The 20,617-nt window shown below is 63.6% G+C and carries 19 protein-coding genes and 3 pseudogenes; 7 read left to right on the forward strand and 15 right to left on the reverse strand.

Going from position 1 to position 20,617, the window contains the following annotated elements; genetic code table 11:
• The coding region (locus CLG85_RS24115; RefSeq protein ID WP_260350178.1) for a hypothetical protein at positions 1–494 on the forward strand (494 nt) is incomplete at its 5' end.
• 415 nt (positions 495–909) lie between these two features.
• Here CLG85_RS24115 and CLG85_RS24120 read toward each other — a convergent pair.
• Positions 910–1,374 carry a group III truncated hemoglobin gene (locus tag CLG85_RS24120; RefSeq protein ID WP_095880679.1) on the reverse strand — a complete coding sequence of 155 codons (465 nt, stop codon included), beginning with the start codon at positions 1,372–1,374 and terminating at the stop codon, positions 910–912.
• Entirely contained in the window at positions 1,371–2,021 is a 651-nt protein-coding gene (locus tag CLG85_RS24125) for a helix-turn-helix transcriptional regulator (RefSeq protein WP_260350179.1), read from the reverse strand. Before CLG85_RS24125 ends, CLG85_RS24120 begins: the two co-directional genes overlap by 4 nt.
• A gap of 103 nt (positions 2,022–2,124) precedes the next feature.
• On the opposite strand from CLG85_RS24125, the gene CLG85_RS24130 reads away from it, so the two are divergent.
• The 3 genes from CLG85_RS24130 (at position 2,125) to CLG85_RS24140 (ending at position 3,666) form a co-directional block, all read left to right on the forward strand.
• Positions 2,125–2,727: a superoxide dismutase gene (locus CLG85_RS24130; RefSeq protein ID WP_095880678.1), complete on the forward strand. Its 603-nt coding sequence runs from the start codon at positions 2,125–2,127 to the stop codon at positions 2,725–2,727.
• A 67-nt stretch (positions 2,728–2,794) separates the two neighbouring features.
• Positions 2,795–3,133 carry a ferredoxin FdxA gene (gene fdxA / locus CLG85_RS24135; protein WP_095880698.1) on the forward strand — a complete coding sequence of 113 codons (339 nt, stop codon included), beginning with the start codon at positions 2,795–2,797 and terminating at the stop codon, positions 3,131–3,133.
• Positions 3,130–3,666 (forward strand): flavin reductase family protein, encoded by a 537-nt coding sequence (locus tag CLG85_RS24140; RefSeq protein WP_095880677.1) that lies wholly within the window; start codon positions 3,130–3,132, stop codon positions 3,664–3,666. The genes fdxA and CLG85_RS24140 overlap by 4 nt, the downstream gene beginning before the upstream one ends.
• A 10-nt stretch (positions 3,667–3,676) precedes the next feature.
• Here CLG85_RS24140 and CLG85_RS24145 read toward each other — a convergent pair whose 3' ends face one another.
• On the reverse strand, positions 3,677–4,693 hold the full coding sequence (locus CLG85_RS24145) for a GlxA family transcriptional regulator (protein WP_095880676.1): 1,017 nt from the start codon (positions 4,691–4,693) through the stop codon (positions 3,677–3,679).
• A gap of 231 nt (positions 4,694–4,924) precedes the next feature.
• On the opposite strand from CLG85_RS24145, the gene CLG85_RS24150 reads away from it, so the two are divergent.
• A complete protein-coding gene (locus tag CLG85_RS24150) occupies positions 4,925–6,055 on the forward strand; it encodes an S-(hydroxymethyl)glutathione dehydrogenase/class III alcohol dehydrogenase (protein WP_095880675.1) in 1,131 nt (376 codons plus the stop codon).
• 311 nt (positions 6,056–6,366) lie between these two features.
• On the opposite strand, the pseudogene CLG85_RS28120 reads toward CLG85_RS24150, so the two are convergent.
• Positions 6,367–7,809 (reverse strand): annotated as a pseudogene (locus tag CLG85_RS28120) (Tn3 family transposase); the annotation flags it as partial.
• Here CLG85_RS28120 and CLG85_RS24170 point away from each other — a divergent pair.
• Both CLG85_RS24170 and CLG85_RS24175 read left to right on the forward strand, forming a co-directional pair.
• A pseudogene (locus CLG85_RS24170) lies at positions 7,788–7,931 on the forward strand (transposase); the annotation flags it as partial. The pseudogenes CLG85_RS28120 and CLG85_RS24170 overlap by 22 nt on opposite strands.
• Positions 7,932–8,091: 160 nt before the next feature.
• Entirely contained in the window at positions 8,092–9,867 is a 1,776-nt protein-coding gene (locus CLG85_RS24175; protein ID WP_095880674.1) for an SLC13 family permease, read from the forward strand.
• A gap of 41 nt (positions 9,868–9,908) precedes the next feature.
• Here the strand turns inward: CLG85_RS24175 and CLG85_RS24180 are convergent, their stop codons facing one another.
• The 11 genes and pseudogenes from CLG85_RS24180 to CLG85_RS24230 form a co-directional block, all read right to left on the reverse strand.
• Positions 9,909–10,679, reverse strand: coding sequence for an ABC transporter ATP-binding protein (locus CLG85_RS24180; RefSeq protein ID WP_095880673.1), 771 nt, complete (start codon positions 10,677–10,679; stop codon positions 9,909–9,911).
• A 10-nt stretch (positions 10,680–10,689) separates the two neighbouring features.
• The gene (locus CLG85_RS24185) at positions 10,690–11,670 is read right to left on the reverse strand and encodes an ABC transporter substrate-binding protein (RefSeq protein WP_095880672.1); all 981 of its coding nucleotides are present in this window, start codon (positions 11,668–11,670) and stop codon (positions 10,690–10,692) included.
• A 29-nt stretch (positions 11,671–11,699) separates the two neighbouring features.
• Entirely contained in the window at positions 11,700–12,530 is an 831-nt protein-coding gene (locus CLG85_RS24190) for an ABC transporter permease (RefSeq protein WP_095880671.1), read from the reverse strand.
• Positions 12,531–12,542: 12 nt separating this feature from the next.
• Positions 12,543–13,928 (reverse strand): LLM class flavin-dependent oxidoreductase, encoded by a 1,386-nt coding sequence (locus CLG85_RS24195; protein WP_095880670.1) that lies wholly within the window; start codon positions 13,926–13,928, stop codon positions 12,543–12,545.
• Positions 13,929–13,961: 33 nt separating this feature from the next.
• Complete coding sequence (locus tag CLG85_RS24200) at positions 13,962–14,867, reverse strand: TauD/TfdA dioxygenase family protein (RefSeq protein ID WP_095880669.1); 906 nt, start codon at positions 14,865–14,867, stop codon at positions 13,962–13,964.
• Between the two features lie 578 nt (positions 14,868–15,445).
• Positions 15,446–16,837, reverse strand: a complete 1,392-nt coding sequence (locus tag CLG85_RS24205; RefSeq protein WP_311735036.1) for an FAD/NAD(P)-binding protein — start codon at positions 16,835–16,837, stop codon at positions 15,446–15,448.
• Complete coding sequence (locus CLG85_RS24210) at positions 16,834–16,980, reverse strand: hypothetical protein (RefSeq protein ID WP_176476462.1); 147 nt, start codon at positions 16,978–16,980, stop codon at positions 16,834–16,836. Before CLG85_RS24210 ends, CLG85_RS24205 begins: the two co-directional genes overlap by 4 nt.
• 123 nt (positions 16,981–17,103) lie before the next feature.
• Entirely contained in the window at positions 17,104–17,694 is a 591-nt protein-coding gene (locus CLG85_RS24215) for an RBBP9/YdeN family alpha/beta hydrolase (protein WP_095880668.1), read from the reverse strand.
• A 219-nt stretch (positions 17,695–17,913) separates the two neighbouring features.
• A complete protein-coding gene (locus CLG85_RS24220; protein WP_235865288.1) occupies positions 17,914–19,245 on the reverse strand; it encodes a Na/Pi cotransporter family protein in 1,332 nt (443 codons plus the stop codon).
• 221 nt (positions 19,246–19,466) lie between these two features.
• Positions 19,467–19,946, reverse strand: coding sequence for an Lrp/AsnC family transcriptional regulator (locus CLG85_RS24225; protein ID WP_095880667.1), 480 nt, complete (start codon positions 19,944–19,946; stop codon positions 19,467–19,469).
• A gap of 399 nt (positions 19,947–20,345) precedes the next feature.
• Positions 20,346–20,617: pseudogene (locus CLG85_RS24230) on the reverse strand (putative 2-aminoethylphosphonate ABC transporter ATP-binding protein); the annotation flags it as partial.

Here is a 20,617-nt window from a genome sequence, read left to right on the forward strand (position 1 = left end):
ATGCCGAGTTCGCGCGTTACGCCTGGAGCAATGACCAGCGCATCGCGCAGATGACAGGTGTGACCTTCAGCGACGTCTATCGCAGGCAGGTGCTCGATGCAGGGGGGCTTTTCGACAGTAGCCTCGCCACGCTGGCGATCACCGCCGCCGGGGCGCCGGGCGCGCCCGAGCGGAGGCAGGCGCTCCGGGCGCTTCAGGCCGGACGGTATGTCGAGGGTCGGTCGCTGACCTCGGTGGTCGCCGTCTCGGACATGCTTGTGGAAGCCGGACTGCACGAGGCTGCAGAGTTGCTGCAGGATATGCCGGACACTCTTGCCGATCGTGTCCGCGCCGAGACCGAGCGGGCGAAATCGCTGATGCAGGGACTTGGCGCGCGCGGGGTCCCGACGCTGGCACGTCTTCGCAGCGGGAAGGTTCTGTCGCTGCCGTCGACGCTGCTCTTCGATCCGGACGCGGATCTGGTCGCGGCGCTCGGTGTCGTTACGACTGCCTGACGGGCCGCGCAGCTTGGAAGCCGCGATCTGCGGGCGCTTCCGGTCACACCGCCCGGCGGTGGCGATCGATCCATCGATACCTTCAGCAATGGCGGGCAATATTCCCATGTGCGTGGTTGGTGGTTTCAATTCCGAAGGCGCCAAGGCCAATGGCCAAGAGCGCGAGTCGAGCGTCCGCTACTCAGGCGCGAGGGAAGACACCGGCATGATTTGGGTCCGAGGCCCTCGTAGAGTTCCTCGTGGACCCGCGCAACATGGTGCCCGGCACGCGTATGGTGCTGCGCCTGCCGGACGAGGAGGATCGCCGGAACGTGGTGGAATTCTTGTCCACGCAGTAGGGCAGGTGTGTGTAGCGAGTGATGTGTTGACGGGAGGCGGCTTCGGCCGCCTCTTCGCGTTGCGGGCGGTCGGGCGTTTACGGAAACTCTTCGCGGGTGAGCGGCGGGCGGAAGGTGAGGATATCGCCGCGGTGCATGGCGATGTTCATCCTGAACGCCTCGGCCACGCGCTCGGAGCGGGCGATGAACAGCGCGGCGGTGCGCTCGGGGCAAAGCTCGGTCACCGTGTGCCGGAAGATCGCGAGCCAGCGGCGGAAGTGCGCGTCCTCCAGCTCTTCGATGGCCTGGTGCTTGGGCATAGGCTTGCCACTGTAGCTGCGCGTGCCGAGCAGGGCGGAACTCCAGAAGGCGGTGATCTTTTCCCGATGTTCCGGCCAGTGACCCTCGGCGATGCGGGCATGGAAGACCGGGCCGATGAGCGGGTCGGCGCGGACCAGATCGTAGAAGTGATGAACCACGCGGCGGACCATGGCCTCGTCCAGACCTTCGGCAATCGCCTCGTCGGTCGTGGGCTCTCCGGCGCGCGACAGGGAAGGGCTCATGCGCCGCTCTCCCGCACGACATAGGTGCAGCGCCGCCCGCCGCTGACGATGTGTTCGTCTCGTTCGATGCTGGCTCCTGTGCCGAGCACGGTCTGGAACACCGCCTGCTCGGCGCGGCAGAAGCCCTGACAGAAGCTGGCGGCGGCGCAGATCGGGCAATGGTTTTCGACAAGGCGCAGCGTGCCGTCCTCGTCTTCCTCGACCTGCGCCATGTAGCCTTCGGCGCTGCGCAGTTCGGCCAGCCGCTCCAGCCGGTCGCGGGTGCTCTCGCAACCCGCCATGGCGCCCCGGTACTGCGCGAGCGTTGCCACCTCGCGCTCGGCGATGATCCGGTCCAGCGCGTCCGACCCCAGCACCTCTGTGATGCTGCGCAGGATGTCCACGGTCAGCGCGGCGTGGGTGTCGGGAAAGCGCGCCTGCGCCTTGTCGGTCAGATGCCAGTAGGTCGCGGGTCGCCCGCGGCCAGCGCTGCGGCGTTCCTCGTCCACCAACCCCTCTTCGTGCAGCTTCATCAGCTGCTGCCGCGCGGCCTCGCCGGTGATGCCCTGCCTGCGGCCGACCTCGGCCGAGGTCTGCGCGCCGTACATCTTCAGCGTCATCAGCAGCCGCTCGGAGGGAGCCCGCGGCGACCACGCTTCTTTTTCCAAGCCATCGCTTGACATATTGGCTCCGATGTTTTTCAAAGTCGGTGCTTGTTTAATTAACCAAACGGGTCGCAGCGTGCAAGCGCCGGCTCGAAAGGAGACCGAGATGACCTTCGAACTTCCCGCCCTGAGCTACTCCCATTCCGCCCTTGCCGCGCGTGGCATGAGCCAGGAAACGCTCGAGCTGCACCACGACAAGCACCACCTGGCCTATGTCACGGCGCTCAACGGTTTCGTCGAGGGCAACGCCGCCCTGCAGGGCAAGACGCTCGAGGAGATCATCGCTCTGTCCTATGGGGATGACGCGCTTGCCGGCGTATTCAACCAGGCTGGCCAGCACTGGAACCACATCCACTTCTGGAATGCGCTTTCGCCGAACGGCGGCGGCATCCCCGGCACGCTCGAAGCCAAGCTGCTCGAGTCCTTCGGCTCGGTCGAGGGCTTCAAGTCCGCCTTCAAGACCGCGGCAACCACGCAGTTCGGCTCGGGTTGGGCCTGGTTGATCCAGAAGGCCGACGGCAGCCTCGGCGTCACCAAGACTCCGAATGGCGTCAACCCGCTGGCCACCGGCGGGGGCACCGCGCTGCTCGGCCTCGACGTCTGGGAGCACAGCTACTACGTCGACTTCCGCAACCGTCGCCCGGACTACGTGACCAACTTCCTCGACACTCTCGCGAACTACGAGTTCGCCGAAAGCAACCTCGCCTGATCGGCGCGGGTCTGTCCCGCCGTGCAGGTGCACGGCGGGGTGTTCCGCCATGGCGGATGGAGATGGACTGACCTACGTCGTCACCGAGAACTGCATTGCCTGCAAATACATGGACTGTGTCGAGGTCTGCCCGGTGGACTGCTTCTACGAGGGGGAGAACACGCTTGTGATCCACCCCGATGAATGCATCGATTGCGGCGTCTGCGAGCCGGAATGCCCCGCCGATGCGATCCGCCCGGACACCGAGCCGGAAATGGACAAATGGGTCGAGTTCAACCGCAAGTACGCCGAGCGCTGGCCGGTGATCGTCGCGCAGGGAACGCCGCCGGAAAATGCTGCCGAAATGGACGGCGTTCCGGACAAGCTCACCACGCTGTTCTCGCCAAATCCGGGGAGCGGACAATGAAACCTTGGACAAGCCAATACGGCACCGGCGAAGCCGGGGAGGACAGCACCGGCGCCGATCCGCAAGTGTTCCGCAACGCCATGGCGACACTCGCGGCGACCGTCTGTGTGGTGACCTGCGGCTCCGGCGACGCGCGTTTCGGGCGGACTGTCACGGCGGCGATCTCGCTCGGCGTGGCACCGCCTGCGATCCTCGTGTCGATTGCAGCCAGCTCGGACTTCGCCGATCGGATCCGGCAGAAGGGGCGATTTTCTTATGCCATGCTCTCGGAAGGGCAGGACGATATCGCCGACGCCTTCGCGGGTATGCTGCCGCCCGAAGAACGGTTCTTCGAGGCAGACTGGATTTCCTGGGCGTCGGGGGAGCCGCGGCTGCTGGATGCCGTCGCCGCCATGGATTGCCGCGTGGCGGATGCCTTCGAGGCCGAGGGTCACGTGCTCTTTGTCGGTCATGTGCAGGAGATCGCGCGCAGCACACGGCGCAAGCCGCTGCTCTGGTACGGGCGGCGCTACGGGACGGTCAGCCCGCAATAGCTGCCATGATCTAAGCGGCGGTGGAGAACCTCTCTCGGTACTCACGCGGAGTCAGCGAGAACTTGCGGTTGAACACCTTGCGCATCTGGTCGTCCGAGGAAAATCCGACCCGGTGCGCGATGGTCTTGACCGGCAGTCCCGTCTCCAGCAGCAGCGTCGTTGCACGCTCGCAGCGGGCGTTCATCACGTAGTCCGAGGGGTTCTGCCCGACATCCCGGGTGAATTGGCGCGAGAAGTTGCGCTCGCTCATCCCGGCGCGCTGCGCCAGATCGCCGGTCTGCAGCTTGCGCTCGAGATTGGCGTGGATCCAGGTCCGGATGTCGGCGATGCCGGAGCGGACCTGCGCCTGCCCGGTCAGAACCGCGCTGAACTGCGACTGGCCGCCGGGGCGTTTGAGATAGATCACCATGTCGCGCGCCACAGACAGTGCGAGGTCGCGTCCAAAGTCCTGCTCGACGAAGGCCAGCGCGAGGTCGATCGCGGCGGTCACCCCGGCCGAGGTGTAGAGGTTGTCCTCGCGCAGGAAGATCGCGTCCGCCTCGACCCGCACGTCGGGATAGGACTGCTGCAGCCTTGCGGCGACGCTCCAATGCGTCGTGGCGCGGCGTTCGTCCAGCAGACCGGCCTCGGCAAGGAAGAAGGTGCCGGTGCAGAGCGAGGCGAAGCGCGTGGCCCGCGCGGCATTGCGGCGGCACCAGTTGACGATCTGCGGGTTCTGGCGCAGCGCGTCCTCTATCTCCAGCGCGCCAGCGATCATCACCGTGTCCTCCGGGATGCAGGCGTCGAGCGCGCGCTGCGCGGTCAGCGTCAGGAAGCTCTCGGATTGCACCGGGCCAAGGGTGGGGGCGACCAGCTCCACCTCGTAGCGCGCCGGGTGCGAGGCCGCCGCGAGGTATCGGTTGGCGGCGGTGAAGACGTTCACCGGCCCGACCGCCTCCATGCATTTGAAGCCGGGGTAGATGACGATGTGGACCTTGCGCGAGGTGGTGATCGCGGACTCAGGTGCACAGGGGCGGATGTCAGGCATTCAGGGCTCCGTTCGTGACGCCGCTTTGCGCGATCTGGGGGTGACTTGTCCGGAAACGCCCGAACATCCCGATTGCTCCGAGGCAGGCGATATAGGACTTCTGGGGCATGGGAAAGGCGAGGCGGTTTCGGGCGCGTCGTCTTTTGCTCCGCTTTTCATATCCATGGGTGCAGTTCCTCCGCGTGGGGTGGCCGCGCACCGATTGCTTGTACTCTCCGGAAGGAACACAAAATGAGAACCCGTGCAGCCGTGGCACTCGAGGCCGGCAAGCCGCTCGAGATCATGGAAGTTGAGCTCGACGGCCCGAAGGCCGGCGAGGTGCTGGTCGAGATCAAGGCCACCGGGCTCTGCCATACCGACGAGTTCACCCGCTCGGGGGCCGACCCCGAGGGGATCTTTCCCTGCATCCTCGGTCACGAGGGCGCGGGCGTGGTGCTGGAAGTCGGCGAGGGCGTGACCACGCTGAAGCCGGGCGATCACGTGATCCCGCTCTACACGCCGGAGTGCCGCGAGTGCCCGTCGTGCCTGTCGGGCAAGACCAACCTTTGCACCGCGATCCGCAACACCCAGGGGCAGGGGCTGATGCCCGATGGCACGACCCGGTTCAAGATGCTCGATGGCGCGCCGATCTATCACTACATGGGCTGCTCGACCTTCGCCAATCACACGGTGATGCCGGAGATCGCGCTGGCGAAAGTGCGCGATGACGCGCCCTTCGACAAGATATGCTACATCGGCTGCGGCGTCACCACTGGCATCGGCGCGGTGATCAACACCGCCGGCGTCGAGATCGGTTCGACCGCGGCGGTCTTCGGCCTCGGCGGCATCGGGCTCAACGTGATCCAGGGCCTGCGCATGGCCGGCGCAGACATGATCATCGGCGTCGATCTCAACGACTCCAAGGCCGAGATGGGCCGCAAGTTCGGCATGACCCACTTCGTGAACCCGTCGAAGATCGAGGGCACCGTGGTGCAGGAAATCGTCAACATGACGAAGAAGGACGCCGACCAGATCGGCGGCGTGGACTACTCGTTCGACGCCACCGGCAACGTCAAGGTGATGCGCGACGCGCTCGAGTGCTCGCACCGCGGCTGGGGCGTTTCGGTGATCATCGGCGTGGCGCCGGCGGGGGCCGAGATCTCGACCCGGCCGTTCCAGCTGGTCACCGGGCGGGTGTGGAAGGGCACCGCCTTCGGCGGCGCCAAGGGCCGCACCGATGTGCCGAAATTCGTCGACTGGTACATGGACGGCAAGATCGAGATCGACCCGATGATCACCCACAAGCTCAAACTGGAAGAGATCAACCACGGCTTCGACCTCATGCACGAGGGCAAGTCGATCCGCGCGGTGGTCGAGTTCTGAGCCGCCCCGGATCTCGAACGACCTGAAAATTCTCCCGGCGGGCGCTTGGCTTGCCGGGAGTTCGACACGTCCTTTCTATCCGGATATTCGGAGCTAAGCGCGTTTTCCGGGCAATGGGCCCATTTATGCATTGCTCTCATGAGTGCCTTCCACTCTGAGCGGATTATCTGATCGGGCGGTCTCGCCTAAATACCGGGTCATGAAGCGGGCAGGTCCGGTGAGGCGTCAGCGACATCTCGTCGGGTACAGCTGTCCGGTAACCCAGAACCGGAGTGACTCAGATGGGGGCCGATGCCGGAGGGGGCAGGATCCTACGCTAAGCCCTTTTTCCGCCACCTGTATTCGCCAGTGAGCAGGACATGGGCCCAACCGAGGGGAGAGATGTGCGCCAGAAGGTTCGGCGTACAGTCCAAGTCTTCGCGGCGGCGTCTGGCGACGGCTTGGCCGAGATGCTTGGCGTTCCGGTAGATGACGATCGCGGCCAGAAGGTTCACCTCGACCATGCGGAAGTGCTGGGCTTCGGAGGTGCGGTCCCGGATCTCGGTATGGCTGCTGCTGCGGAGAGCGTTCTTCAGCGCGTGGTGGGCCTCGCCCATGTTCAGGCCGAACTGGGCGCGGCGCTGCATGCCGGCATCAAGCAGCCAGTCGATGATAAAGAGCGTCCGTTCGACCCGTCCGATTTCCCGCAAGACGACCGCCAGTTCATGTTGCCTAGGATTGGATGCAAACTTCCGCAGGAGTTGGCTCGGCGGGATGGCTCCTGACACCATGGTCGCCACGCTGCGTAGGATATCGGGCCAGTGCGCGGCGATGAGGGGCTGCCTGAACTTCCCGCCGATCAGCCCTTTCAGCTCTTTCTGGCAGGCGGACGGACCGAAGAGGTAGAGGCGCTTGGATGGCAGGTCGGGGATGCGGGGGATGAACTGGAAGCCCAGCAGGGGCCGTGACGACGAAGACGTGGTCAGTGAAGCCGCCAGTATCGAAGTATTGCTCCCGGATCTTCTGCCCGGCGCCGGTCATCAGCAGGCTATCGAGGATGTAGGGCGCTTCGTTCACGGTGGCCGGGATGGTCTGTGTGGCGAACGGACCGAACTGGTCGGAGACATGGTTGTAGGCTTTCAGCCTGCGCTCACGGCCGTACTTGGCGTTGCTCAGATTCATAGCCGCGCCCTGGTGTGTAATCGGGAAGAACTGGCCGTCGCTCGATGCGGTCTGTACGGCGCCCCAGAACTGCGCCATCGGCAGTGCCGACTGCCCGTCGATCACCATGGCCAGGGCGCGGGCCATCGCCTCACTTTCGGCATGCTAGCGCGACAGGCGGGAAAATTGGATGAAGTTGTGCGTGTTCGTGGTCTGGCCATTTTGCTGAGGCCGAGATTCAGCCCCTCGGCAAGCAACACGTTCAGCAGGCCGATCCGATCCTTGCACGGCGCGCCGGTGCGCAGATGCGTAAAGGCCTCGGTGAAGCCAACTTCCGCATCCACTTCGAGCAGGAGATCGGTGAGCCTGACTTCCGGCAGGCGGCCATAGAGGTCGAGCACCAAGGCGACGGCTTCCGCGGGAACCGCCGCAGTCAGCCGGTCGATTTTCAAGGTGCCGCCCTCGATGGAGCCTCCCGGCATGGTCCCGGCCCTAGGGTCAGGATGCATTGATTTCGCGCGAACAGCATGATCCACGGCTTCGAAAGCAGAGCGGTGACATGAGCGATCTCTTCTAGCTGACCGACGCTCAGATGGCACGCCTAGCCCTTTTGTTCCCCACGCCTCATGGTCAGCCTCGGTTCGATGATAGGGGGGTTTTGAGCGGGATTATCTTCATCAATCGCAATGGCTTGCGTTGGCGGGATGCGCCGAAGGAGTATGGTCCGCATGAGACATGGTGTGGTTGCGGTGGCTCGGTTTGCCTGAACAGGTTCCGGTCTGCTCCTAAGTGGCTTGCCGCCTTTGTTACGTTGCGGTCAAATCGTTGGCGTTGAAAACTCGAGTTTGTTTATCGATTATTGATTGAATAGCTGCGATTCTTTGAAAGCTTTGACAATGAGCCCTGAACAGATCTTTGTGCTTGTGCTGTTGGCTGTCGTCTTCTTGGGCTTTTTCAAGGAGCTCTACCCACCCGAGGTGACCGCGTTGGGTGCTTCCGGCGCACTTTTGGCTACGGGCATCATTGAGACCAATGATTTCCTCACGGTGTTCAGCTCGTCAGCGCCGATAACGATCGCCATGATGTTCATCATATCCGCCGCCCTCGAACGTACAGGCGTCCTGGCGATGCTCGGCGAAGTCCTGAAACGACAGGCACGCGGTTCATTCCTTCGAGCGATGCTTCTCATGATGATTGGCACAATTGCGGCCTCTGCCTTCATGAACAACACTCCGGTAGTGATATTGCTGACGCCAATCATGATTTCGATCGCGGGGTCGGTCCGCGTCGCACCTTCGAAGTTGCTAATCCCTCTGTCTTTCTCCGCCATCTTCGGCGGCACACTGACGCTGGTCGGCACCTCGACAAACATTCTGATGAGCGGTGTCGCGCGTGACACCGGCCAGCCGCCGATCTCAATGTTTGAGATGACGTTGCCGGGTCTGATCTTTGCAGGGGTTGGTATGATCTACATGGTCTTCGCCGGGCGATACCTGCTTCCCGATCGCGCCTCACTCTCCAGTCTCCTCGGCCAGGAAGGAAAACGTCGATTCAAGGCGCGTCTTCTCATTCCTTCGGCCTCTCGCTACGTCGGCAAGATCTTGGCAGAGCTTCCCTTCAACACGGCGCAGAGCAGGATTCTAGATGTGATCCGGGGGGAGCAATCCTTGCGCCGACAGTTGCATAGCCTAGTCCTTCAGGCAGGTGATCGGGTGGTGATCAAAACCGGCACTGGAGAAATTCTCGGGCTCAAGGAGGACGGCCAGATCGAGTTCCGTGATTTCGCGGATAGGGGCTACGAGCCGGTGACTGCGGAACAGACGATATTGATGGAGGCCAGTGTCGGACCCAACTCTCACCTCCGTGGTCGGGCACTTGGAGATCTGCGGTTGCGGCGCAAGTACGGGCTTTACGTTATGGCGGTGCACCGGGCCGACCGCAATATTTCGGACCGCATCGACGATCTCAGATTACAGTTTGCGGACACGCTCCTGTTGGAAGGGCCGGTTGAAGGGATGCAGCGACTCATGGAAGATGGGGGCATTGTCAACCTCTCTGCTCCCTCGGAGCGAGCGGTCCGCCGGTCGAAAGCACCAATCGCTATCGCGACGATCCTTGCCGTGATGGGTCTTGCGGCCTTCAATGTGCTACCCATAGCAGGCCTCTCGGTGATCGGGGCGGTGGTCGTGATGCTAACGCGCTGCGTCGATCCTGAAGAGGCATTCGAAGCCATCGACTGGCGGATCCTCTTCCTCATCTTCGGCATGTTGGGCCTCAGCATGGGGATGGAACAGACCGGGACCGCGCGGGTCATCGTAGAGGCTGTTGTTGGCATGGTGGGTGGCATCGGACCGCTGGCGATCCTTGCGGCAGTCTACGTGCTAACGAGCACGTTGACCGAGATGATCTCAAACAACGCTGTAGCAGTACTGATAGGCCCCATTGTCATAGGTCTGGCGCAGCAGTTGGGTCTTGATCCACGTCCCTTCATCATGGCGGTGATGTTCGCGGCCTCGGCAAGCTTCGCCACGCCAATTGGCTACCAAACGAATACGTTCGTCTACAGTGCCGGGGGTTACAAGTTTCGCGACTTCCTGAAGGTCGGATTGCCACTGAACCTCATTTTTGCGGCGCTTGCGATCTTGATAATCCCGATTTTTTTCCCATTCTGATCTTGAGTTTCCGGGCCAGCCGATCGGGCCGACCCGGTACCTCAATGCAAACCAAACTCGCTCATGAGTTGCTGACGGACCCGCACAAACTCACGATCGCTGCGATCACGCGGCCGAGTTAGGTCGATATCCATCAGCTTGGGCGTTCCGCCCTTTTCGCGGGGCAACACCATGACGCGATCCGCCAGGAAGATCGCCTCTTCGAGGTCGTGGGTCACGAGCACCATCGTCACGCGTTCCTCGGCCCAGATCCTCGACAACTCTTTCTGCATTGCGAGTTTCGTCATCGCGTCCAGTGCCCCGAGCGGCTCGTCGAGCAGCAGAATTTCGGGCTGGACGGTAAGTGCACGGGCGATGCCGACCCGCTGAGCCATGCCTCCTGAGAGCTGCCGCGGCAGTGCGCTCTCGAACTCGGTCAGCCCGACGAGGCGAAGGTATCGGCGGGCGCGGGTTTCGGCCTCGGTCCGTGCTACGCCTTGAACTTCAAGGCCGAAAGCTACGTTGCGAAGCACGTTCAGCCAGGGTATCAGGCGCGGCTCCTGAAAGATCACCGAGCGGTCTCGGCCGAGACCACGAACCGGAAAGTCGTCAATCAGAACGTCGCCTGAATCCGGCTCCTCCAGCCCCGCGAGGATCCGCAGCAGCGTTGTCTTTCCGGACCCGCTTGCGCCGACGATGGCCAGGCTTTGACCAGCGGGGATGTCAAGGTCGAGATGCCGCAGGACCGTCAGAGGAGCGCCGTCGAGGTGAAAGGACTTCGACAGATCACGTATTGTGACCGCGCCGCTGGTAGTCTGGTGGGTGTCGAACATGGCGGCCTCCTCAGTTTGAAACGCTTGCATCGCCGGTCACGAGCAGGACGTCCGACGCGGTCAGCTGGCCCTCGGAAAGGACCTCCTCGCGCTCCAGGACGTCGATCCAGAACTGCAGGTCGCGCTCGGTTGCCAGGCCGCCCTCGCGCACCCCGTAGCCCGCGAAGTACCGGGCGACCTCGGGATTTTCCCCGCGCTCCTCCAGCATGCGCGCCATGATCTCGCGCGTCTCGGCGGGATGCTCTCGGGCGTAGTCGAGGGCCCGCGCGGACTGCGCGACGAAGGTCCGGGCCGCATCGGGCTGCGCATCGGTGAAGTCGCGCCGCAGCACGGTGAAGCCGCCCGCAATCTCGCCCAGCACATCCGTGTCATCGAAGACGGTGCGCAGACCGCCACCATCGCGGGCGGCACCTTCGAAGGTGGTCTGCCAGTAGCCGAAGGCGGTCATGTCGACCTGCCCCGAGCGGAGCACCTGTTCAAGCTGGGGACCGGGCACGACGACGAGGTTTGCCGCATCCTGCGGGAGGCCGGCCGCGTGCAGCGCCTCGCGCACGGTGTAGTCGAGATGCGCGCCGAGAGTGTTGATCGCGATCGTCTTGCCGACGATATCCCCGACCTCGTGGATCGGGCTGCCCTCGAGGACGACAAATTTCGACTGCACGTCATCATTGATGCCGTTGGTGGGGTAGGCGGCGACGAAGTCGTTGCCCCCGGCGATGGAATTGAGCACCGCCGAGGTGGCCGCCGAGCCGATATCGACGCTCCCGGCCGCCAGCGCGAACAACGACTCGGGCCCGCCGGAGGCGTATCCCGCAGAGACGACGCTGACGCCGGTTCCGTCGAAATAGCCGAGTTCCTGCGCCAGTTCATGCGCGTTCACGCCGCCGTGGCTCGCGAGATAGCGCAGGGTGACCTCCTCGGCTCGGAGGCTGCCGCTCAGGGCAAGGGTCGCGCTCGCGGCGGACAGGAGGGTTCTGAAGATGAGGGACATGGATCGATTCCTGGGTTCGGAGGGTTGGGTCAGCGCGGGTCGAGGCTCCAGCTGCAGAGGCGTCGCTGCAGCTGGACGAGCACCCAGTTGGCGGCAAGGCCGAGGGTGGCGAGCAGGAAGATCGCCGCGAACATCAGCGGGATCTGGAAGTTGTACTGGGCGTTCATCACCTGGAAGCCGACTCCCTTGTTGGCCCCGATCATCTCGGCCGCGATGAGCAGCAGCAGCGCGGTGGTGGCCGAGAGCCGCAAGCCGACGAAGATCGGCGGCACCGAGGCAGGCAGGATCACCCGCCGGAAGATCGTCAGCTGGCTCGCGCCGAAACTGTGCGCCATCTCGACGAGCTTCAGGTCGACCTCCTTCACCCCGCCGATGGTCGCGAGCAGAATGGGAAAGAGCGTGGCCCAGAAGATCACGAAGACCTTGGAGCCCTCTCCCAGACCGAAGATCAGGATGAAGACCGGGTAAAGCGCCAGCGCCGAGGTCTGGCGGAACAGCTGGAGGATCGGGTCGAGCGCCCGCTCGAGCGGCCGCATCTGGCCCATCAGAAGCCCCAGCGGGATGCCAAGCGCTACGGCGGCGAGAAAGGCAATGCCCGCCCTCTGCAGCGAGATGACGATGTCATCGACCAGGGCGCCGCTGGAGAGCCCATTCCAGAGCGCGGCGACAACGCGATCGGGGGCCGGGAACACCGCCGGATTGAGCCAGCCCGCCATGCTGGCGATCTGCCACCCCGCGAAGAAGCCCAGGACGAGCCCGTAATCGGCGAGGAGCCCCTGCGCCCGCTGCCGCCACCTCGATGCCGGGGCGGCAGACTGCGCGCCCGCGCGCTCCGCGGGGGTGAGAATGTCGTAGGTCATGCCGTGCCCGTCCTATTCCGCGGCCTGAACGCCGGGGGCGGCGAGCGACCTGGGGTGGATCGGGAAGGGCAGGCCCAGGTTCTCGCGCAGGGTGCGGCCTTCGTAGCGGGTGCGGAACAGGCCGCGCCGTTGCAGTTCCGGCACGACGAGATCGACGAAGTCGTCGAGCGCGGTCAGGAACCAGGGCGGCAGGATGTTGAAGCCGTCCGCCGCCTCCTTCTCGAACCATTCCTGCAGCATGTCGGCGACCTGTTCGGGGGTGCCGATCACCGTGTAATGCCCGCGCGCCGAGGCGACCCACTGGTAGAGCTCGCGGATGGTGAACCGGTTCTCGTCGGCAATCTGGCGGATCAGCGCCTGGCGCGACTTCATGCCCTCGGTCGGCGGCGCCGGGGGCAACGGGCCGTCGAGGTCGAACCCGGCAAGATCGAGCGTGCCGCCGGTCAGCGCGTTGAGCAGGGCGATCCCGTCCTTCTCGAGGATGTAGGAGGTGAGCTGCTCGTATTTCTCACGCGCCTCCGCTTCGGTGCGCCCGATGAAGGGCGAGACGCCCGGCATGATGAGGAGGTGGTCGGGATCGCGTCCGGCGACGATGGCCCGGGTCTTGATGTCCCGGTAGAACGCCTGCGCGGTGTCCAGGTGCTGATGCGCGGTGAAGATCACCTCCGCCGTTTCGGCGGCAAGCGACCGGCCGTCCTCGGACTGCCCGGCCTGGACGATCACCGGGTGGCCCTGCGGCGAGCGCGGCACGTTGAGCGGGCCCTTCACCTTGAAATGCGCGCCGACGTGATCCGTCGCATGGACCTTGCTCCGATCATAGAAGACGCCGCTTTCCTTGTGGCGCAGGAAGGCATCGTCTTCGAAACTTTCCCAGAGCGCTTTGACCACGCCGACATGTTCCCGCGCCCGCTCGTAGCGCGTGGCATGGGGCAGTTGCTGGTCGAGGTTGAAGTTCTGCGCGGCGGCCTCGGTCGCGGTGGTCACCACGTTCCAGCCGGCACGGCCGCCGGAAATGAGGTCAAGCGAGGCGAACTTGCGTGCCGTATTGTAGGGCTCCTCGTAGGTGGTCGAGGCGGTGGCGATGAAGCCGAGGTGCGTGGTCAGCGGCGCGAGCGCCGAGAAGAGCGTCACCGGCTCGAAGCCCGCGATCCGCGCGCTGCCACCTTCGGTTGCCCCTCCAAAGGAGACGGCCAGTCCGTCTGCCAGAAAGTAGGCGTCGAAGAGCCCGCGCTCGGCGGTGAGGGCAAGTTGTCTGTGCACCTCGAAGCTGGTCGCGCCGTCCGCCGGATGGTCCGGGTGGCGCCAGGCGGCGACATGCTGTCCGCCACCGGGCAGGAATGCGCCGAGGCGGATCTGGCGGCCTCTAACTTTGTTTGGGGAGAGCGTTTGTGTGGTCATGAATCCTATCCTCCTACGATACGCGCCCCGACCTCAGCCGAGCGCGATACTTTCTTGACCGTCGGTTCCGACGGGGATGTCTCCGTCGATGGTCACACGGCGCACGACACGATGCGCCCCGCCGTAGTCATTGACGGCCACGTGCTGGGTGGCGCGGTTGTCCCAGATCGCCACGTCGCCGGCACTCCACCGCCACCGGACGGTGTTCTCTGGCGCAGTGATGTAGCCTTGGAAGAGTTCGTAGATCTTCTGGCCATCCGCTCGGGACAGGCCCTTGATGCGCTGCACAAAGCTGCCAAGCAGCAGCGTGCGTTCGCCGGTTTCGGGATGCACACGTACAACCGGATGCTCGGTCTTGAAACGTGTCGAGGCGAAGACCTCCTCGTAGTGCTGCCTTTCGACCGTCGTGGCTTTCGGACGGTGCGCCGCATAGTCGTAGGCATTGCTATGAACTGAGCGCAGGCTTTCGGCGAGTTGCTTGAGCGGCGCGGGAAGTGCCTCGTAAGCGGAGGACGTATTGGCCCAGATCGTGTCACCACCGATGTCCGGGATAACGACGCCCCGCAGGACGGAATACTTCGGGTAGGCAGGCACGAAGGTGACGTCGGTGTGCCATTGGTCGGCACGACCACCATGCGAGGAATCCAGTTCCAGCAGGCTGGATGTGCCTTCGCGGATATGCTGAGTGGGGTGGGGCACCAACTTGCCAAGTCGCTTGGCAAAGGCCTCCTGTCCCTGGTCGTCGAGATGATCCTGGCCCCGGAAGAACACGACCTTGTGGCGCGTGATGAGTGCTTTGATCTGCTGAATCGTCTCGTCGGCAAGATCACCGGAGAGACGAATCCCGTGGAGTTCTGCGCCAATGAGCGGCGTGATGGCGCGAACTTCGGGGGCAACGGTGCCCTCCACCGCGCGGATGAGCGTTTCATTCTTAGGCATGCCTGTGCCTCCTGGATTTGGGCATGGCTCCGCCATGGCCGGAACTTTGCGGATCCGGTGTCGGCGAAGAGGGTTGGGGGGGATGAGAGATCAGGCGGCGCTGACCGCGAGATCCCGGAGGTTGGACGCTGCAAATATGGGCATGCATGCGCCAGTCTGTTCTGCCCCGCGTCCGTGCTGAGCGATCAGCCTCTGTGCAGTGGGCAACTCTCCGGCGTTCCTAAGAGGCGCCAGCAGCACACCTGCCGAGTTGCCACGGGGGGGAGGCATCACCCAAGCTTCAGATGCTTTGGGATTGAACCTGGGCCCTGGTGCTTGGCTGTCGCGGAGAGCTGAATGCACCGACCATCAGCGGAGTCTTCCTGCAACTGTCGCATTGCGCTGGAATGCGCCGTCCAACAGAGGACGTGTGTAGACAGGTATGTGTGCAGCGAGGCGTAGGGGTTCGATCATGGCATATCCTAACACGATGATGTCTATCGAGATTTGAGAGTAACGCGATTGGCTGCTTTGCTCCATTCCAAAGAAGTCCCGGAGTTTAGAGAATTTACGCTGTAGATGCGCGGCCAGGGAGAAATTTACCCTCTCGGGCCCGTCGTCGCGCCAACGGTTTCTCCGAGGGCTCGGGCGAGATCGGCCGTCTGCTGCCGAATATCGGGAATGGCGGTTATCTCCCAGAATGCTCCCCGTGCAGCGGGACCGATGGCATAAAGCTTTACGGACATGCTGCCATCCAGAGACAGAAGGTGGCAGCCCGGGGAGGTATCGAGGCCGAGGCGGAGCAGATCGAGCCTTGCAGCCCCCTGCTCCAGAAGATTGCGGAGCACACATGTCACATGCTCCATCGTATTGCGGCGGATGCCCCGGCAGTCGATCACGTGATCGGCCTCGAGGCGATCCGGTGCCGATCCGGGACGCCCGGTGAGCCGGAGCTCAATCCGACCATCGGGTCTCAGGTCGGCCTGCTCGAAGGTCGCGCGCCGAAAATGCAGCTGGCCCTGTGCCGCGGCGCGCGAGAGGCGCCCGGTGGAGATCGGTGGCATGCGGTGGCGGTGAGCCTCCCACCAGACAGCGGCATGGCGCAGGAAACGTGCGCGTTCTTCCACTGTCCAGGCCTGCCAGAGGCCGGCAACGTGCGGACGCATCCCATCGACCGCGTCGCGCCAGGTGCCGCCCTGCGTTTCCGCGACCCGAACGAGCGCCCGGAGCCAACGCATGACTTGGCTCACGCTGGCACCGAAGGGAATATCTCGCTCCGTGAGGGTTATGGGATGGCTGGCCGCGTGTTCCTGCGGCAGCAATCCGCGACGCGACAGACAATGGATGGGGCCGAGGTGCCCCGCGGACAGCAGGGTCGCGACATGGTCGACCATGCTCAGCCCAGTACCGATGATCACCACCGTGGCCCGCGGGTCTGCCGGGGGGCGGAAGTCCCACCCGCCGCAGAGCGGTGGGTCAGGCCTGACAGGAACCGCATGCCCGGTGGCCAGGATGGCGCGATCGGCATGGATCACTCGCCCGTCTTGGAGAAGGGCCTCGACGCCAGCGGGGATCTCTTCCACCCGCAGGCATTCGGCCCGGACATGGTGCAGTCGGCCATGGCCGGGTGCGTCACTGTCCCGCCATGGGTCCAGCAAACTGGCAAGATAGCGGCCATAGGTACCGCGCCCGACGAAGCTGCTGCCCTCTGCCTCGATGCCGCGCGTATCGAGCCAACGTAGGAAATGCTCCGGATCGTCCGGATAGGCACTCATCTGCACCACGCGGGTATTGAGCAGATGATCGGGGTCGTCGGTGGCGTAGGCGATGCCGCAGCCGAGCAGGTCTCCGCGCTCGACGATGGTCACGTCGAAGTTCGTGCCCGGCTGCTTGAGAAGATGCGCTGCCATTAGCACACCACTGGCCCCGCCGCCCACGATGAGCACATGGCATCGGCGCGGCGGAACCGGCGCTACGCCCCCGTCCATCATGACACCAGCCAGAGGAGGCCCAGCAGCACGACGCTGGCCATCACGGCAACACCGGCCTGCAGTGAATCATGTTGCGGACAGATTTCAAGGGTCTCCTCACCATAGGTGAAGAGGAGCAGACCCGGATCATAGGTGCAGTACATGGTTTGGCTCCTTGCTGTTGGCTCAATGCAGGACGATGATGGCGAGGACGCTGAGGTAGCAGATGGCAAAGGTGACCACCGGGACAGCCTTGCGGATCGCCGAGAGAGTGCTCTGGATGATGCTCATGGATGGGCGTCCCGGTTCGGGGTGACCGGCCGGAAGAGCGGGCGCCGCTGGCTGCAGCTTCCACTGCGCATCGGCCAAAGAATGTCGCGCATGGCTTTGCCTTCCGCCCACGGGCCATGGCCAGAGGCGACGTTGATATGGCCGGCGTTCTCCATGTCGATGAAGTCGGCACCCCAACTTCGGGCGAGGCTCTGGGCCCGGGATTGTTCCATCCACGGGTCATTGCGGCTGGCCGCGACGACGACCGTCGCACCGAACGATCGCTCGGGGATGGGTCCAAAATCCGATATGCGCGCGCACCGCGATGGTTCGGCGGGGGCAACAAGGAAAGCACCGGTGATCTGGACTTGCGGCCAAAGCGCCATCAGCTTGACGATCGCAATCGCCCCGAGTGAATGGCCAACGAGGACCGAACCCGGATGCGTCAGGGTAGCTGCCGCGATTTCAGTCAACCAGGCCTCAGGCGTCGGTTCGGACCAGGATGTCTGTTCCACGATCTGCGCCGTGGGATCGGTGGCAGCCCACCAATGCTGCCAGTGAGGCGCGGGGGAGCCATCAAGGCCGGGAATGAGGAGTGTTCGGATCATCTCAGATCTCCTTTCCCGTAAAGACTATCAAGTTAATCGTGTTTCGTTTTTCCAAAGTCCTGCTTGAAAAGAGAAGGATCTTCTCTCGAGTGCAGGGACGACAATGGCAGGCTATCTCTCCTCGCCGAGGTCAGCGGCTGCGCAGGCGGCTTTCGATCAGCAGGCCTTCCTCGTCCAGGATGGGATGGGTGACGGCGACCAGATGCGCTGTCACACGTTTCAGATCGCGCAATAGGTCAAGGTTGTGGCGCGACATCGCAGTTGAGTGCTGAGCGACATCGCAGGCGGACGAGGTGACACTGTGCCGGCTGACGCTCGCGATTGCGGCTCCACCTTTAGTTGAACGAGTTGCTGGGCCAGACCGGTGTCCCGGGTCATGAAGATCGTCTGGGCCATGCGAAGGATTTCCGCGGTCATCAGAAACATCTCTTCGAGTTCCCGATATCCCGCTTCGGTGAAACGCAGCTGCAGTCCGACCTTCTTGCGGACATTGGCGGCAAGACCCTTCTCGATGATGTCACCCACGTGTTCGAGATTGATCACGTAATCCAGAACAGTGATGGCATGGCGGCGATCATGTTCATCCACGGTCTGACCGAGGCGAGAGAGGTACGTCTTCACCTGCTTCTGACGCAGGTCGACGCGGTTCCCGAGGATGGAAATCTCGGTCAGATGGCTGCTGTCATTCTTGCTGAAGGCCAGGCGCGTCAGGTCCAGCATGCGGGCAACGTCGTCACCAATGCCGAGGACTTGTCGCCTCGCTCCGGAAAGGCCCTGCAGCGGCTGCTCCAAAGCACTCTCATCCAGCCATTGCGGCGGCCCATTTCCATCCGGCGTCGGCGCGGTCAACAGCCGCTCCAGGGCGCGTGACAGTGAAGCTGTGAATGGTGCGATGCAGAGCGCGAGCAGGATATTGAAGACCAGATGTGCCTCGACGGCCAGCCCTGTGATCTGCAGTGGAAGCTGCTCAAGTGCGGAACCGAAGGGACCGGCGACCGGCAGTATCAGCAGGCAGCCGACGCCACGGACGCAGAGGTTTCCGATGGTGAGTCTGCGGGCTGCAATCCCGGATTTCGAGGCCACAAGGACGGGTGGGATCGCGCCACCGAGATTGGCACCCAACACGAGGACGACGCCGAGACCTGCGGGCAAGCTCAGAGAGGCGACCAACATCACCGCGGCCAGTGATGAGGAACATGCCGCAGCAATGCCGGCCGAGAACAAAAGGGCCACCGGCCAGCTGGCGTCCATCATCTGCAGAAAGAGCGCCATTTCCGAGGAGTTGCGCAATGGCTGGGTTCCGGCTTCGAGGAGGGAGAGCGAGATGAGCAACAGGCCCAGGCCGATGGCTGCGCGGCCCGAGCCGCTGGCCAGAAGTGATGTTCGGCGGCTTGCCACGAACGCCCGCGGTCCCGGCCGCGTACCTAGCCCCAGTGCTGTCTTGAGGCGGATGCCGAAAGCAAGGTCCACACCGTCCCGGACCAGCCCCAGGCCAAAGAGAAGGAGCGCGACCGCGCCGCCTATCTCGCAGAAGACGATCAAGGAACCCATGGGTAAAGCCGCGGACTCCATCCTTTCTACATTCTTCGCTTCCGATGATCTACGCTTCTGGGAGAAGGTCAATTCGGGCAACCGCGCTGCCCAGATTTCTTCGCGGCACCCTTTCGGGCCCGGCGCGTAAACAGGCGTTTCACGCGATGAGGATTGAGCAGCGAGTGGTCGACCTCTCGACAGCTGGAGCGACCATAACATACAGCAGATGGTCGGATAACTCAGACGGTCTCGGTATCGATGGGTAGGGCGGTTGTCCCGCGAATGGTTTCCATAGCGAAGCTGGATGTCAAATTCCGGCAAGCTAGGCGTCTCGTGAATTCGACGTAGAACTTGTCGAAGGCAACAGTGTCGTGGACGACAACCTTCAGCAGGTAGTCGATGTTGCCGGCCATCCTGTAGACTTCCACGATGTCCTTGAAGCCTGCAATCGCCTCACGAAACTGGGAGCGCCATTCCGGACTATGATCCATTGCCTCGACACCGACGAAGACTGTCAGGCCAAGGCCGATCATCTCAGGATTTACCAAAGCAACGCGCTGGGTGATGACGCCGGCCGCCTCGAGTTTCTGCACGCGTTTCCAGCAGGGGGTCTGGGAAAGACCGACCATATCCGCCAGTTGGGACACGGAAAGCGTCGCGTCGTGCATTAGGTTTTCCAGGATCCTTCGGTCGATCCGGTCGAGGGTGAGCGCGCTCATTCATAGGGTCCTGCAATAATTCTGGTCCAGGGAGACGCAAGCCGGGCATAGACCTCTTGCTCGGCTTGGCGCAGGAGACAGGGATCGGGTTCAATGTCCGAAAGGTCTAGCTGATACAAATGCTGGCTCAGCAGGCTGCACCAGACGGGATCTGATGTCCCCGCCCATGGCCAGGGCAATACAATTGCCCTCAGGCTGATCTGTGCCTCACGATTCCTGCGCCAGACAGCGGCGCGACTCGGAGAGGCGGATCGGAGTGTCCATCCGCCTTCCTTGGCCCGGGAGAATCTGTGAAAAGCAATTCCCTCAGGTGTAAGGCGGGCGGTTGTCAACCAGAGCAGGCCGCGAAGCCACAAGCTGGGATATGTCGGGGTTCCTCGCATCTCATCCCTCGGGGCCTCAGGCTACGGTGAAAGTTCGCACGAAGTCGGAGGCGGGGCGGTTGCGGATCTCGGAAGGCGCGCCGACCTGCTCGATCCGCCCCATCGACATGACCGCGACGCGGTCGGCGAGGGTCATCGCCTCCTCCTGGTCGTGCGTGACGAAAACCGTGGTCAGCCCGGTGGCGTCGTGGATTTCGCGCAGCCCGGCCCGCAACTCGCGCCGCACCCGCGCGTCGAGCGCACCGAAGGGCTCGTCGAGCAGCAGCATGCGCGGCTCGGTGGCCAGCG

Origin of the sequence: Alloyangia mangrovi (assembly GCF_002300555.2) — a bacterium.
GTDB lineage: Bacteria > Pseudomonadota > Alphaproteobacteria > Rhodobacterales > Rhodobacteraceae > Salipiger > Salipiger mangrovi.

What these genes read in the sequence shown, in the direction of transcription:
- CLG85_RS24120 (WP_095880679.1), bottom strand. Translation starts at nt 1,374, where the DNA reads ATGAGCCCTTCCCTGTCGCGCGCCGGAGAGCCCACGACCGACGAGGCG.
- CLG85_RS24130 (WP_095880678.1), top strand. Translation starts at nt 2,125, where the DNA reads ATGACCTTCGAACTTCCCGCCCTGAGCTACTCCCATTCCGCCCTTGCC.
- CLG85_RS24140 (WP_095880677.1), top strand. Translation starts at nt 3,130, where the DNA reads ATGAAACCTTGGACAAGCCAATACGGCACCGGCGAAGCCGGGGAGGAC.
- CLG85_RS24145 (WP_095880676.1), bottom strand. Translation starts at nt 4,693, where the DNA reads ATGCCTGACATCCGCCCCTGTGCACCTGAGTCCGCGATCACCACCTCG.
- CLG85_RS24150 (WP_095880675.1), top strand. Translation starts at nt 4,925, where the DNA reads ATGAGAACCCGTGCAGCCGTGGCACTCGAGGCCGGCAAGCCGCTCGAG.
- CLG85_RS24175 (WP_095880674.1), top strand. Translation starts at nt 8,092, where the DNA reads ATGAGCCCTGAACAGATCTTTGTGCTTGTGCTGTTGGCTGTCGTCTTC.
- CLG85_RS24180 (WP_095880673.1), bottom strand. Translation starts at nt 10,679, where the DNA reads ATGTTCGACACCCACCAGACTACCAGCGGCGCGGTCACAATACGTGAT.
- CLG85_RS24185 (WP_095880672.1), bottom strand. Translation starts at nt 11,670, where the DNA reads ATGTCCCTCATCTTCAGAACCCTCCTGTCCGCCGCGAGCGCGACCCTT.
- CLG85_RS24190 (WP_095880671.1), bottom strand. Translation starts at nt 12,530, where the DNA reads ATGACCTACGACATTCTCACCCCCGCGGAGCGCGCGGGCGCGCAGTCT.
- CLG85_RS24195 (WP_095880670.1), bottom strand. Translation starts at nt 13,928, where the DNA reads ATGACCACACAAACGCTCTCCCCAAACAAAGTTAGAGGCCGCCAGATC.
- CLG85_RS24200 (WP_095880669.1), bottom strand. Translation starts at nt 14,867, where the DNA reads ATGCCTAAGAATGAAACGCTCATCCGCGCGGTGGAGGGCACCGTTGCC.
- CLG85_RS24205 (WP_311735036.1), bottom strand. Translation starts at nt 16,837, where the DNA reads ATGATGGACGGGGGCGTAGCGCCGGTTCCGCCGCGCCGATGCCATGTG.
- CLG85_RS24210 (WP_176476462.1), bottom strand. Translation starts at nt 16,980, where the DNA reads ATGTACTGCACCTATGATCCGGGTCTGCTCCTCTTCACCTATGGTGAG.
- CLG85_RS24215 (WP_095880668.1), bottom strand. Translation starts at nt 17,694, where the DNA reads ATGATCCGAACACTCCTCATTCCCGGCCTTGATGGCTCCCCCGCGCCT.
- CLG85_RS24220 (WP_235865288.1), bottom strand. Translation starts at nt 19,245, where the DNA reads ATGGGTTCCTTGATCGTCTTCTGCGAGATAGGCGGCGCGGTCGCGCTC.
- CLG85_RS24225 (WP_095880667.1), bottom strand. Translation starts at nt 19,946, where the DNA reads ATGAGCGCGCTCACCCTCGACCGGATCGACCGAAGGATCCTGGAAAAC.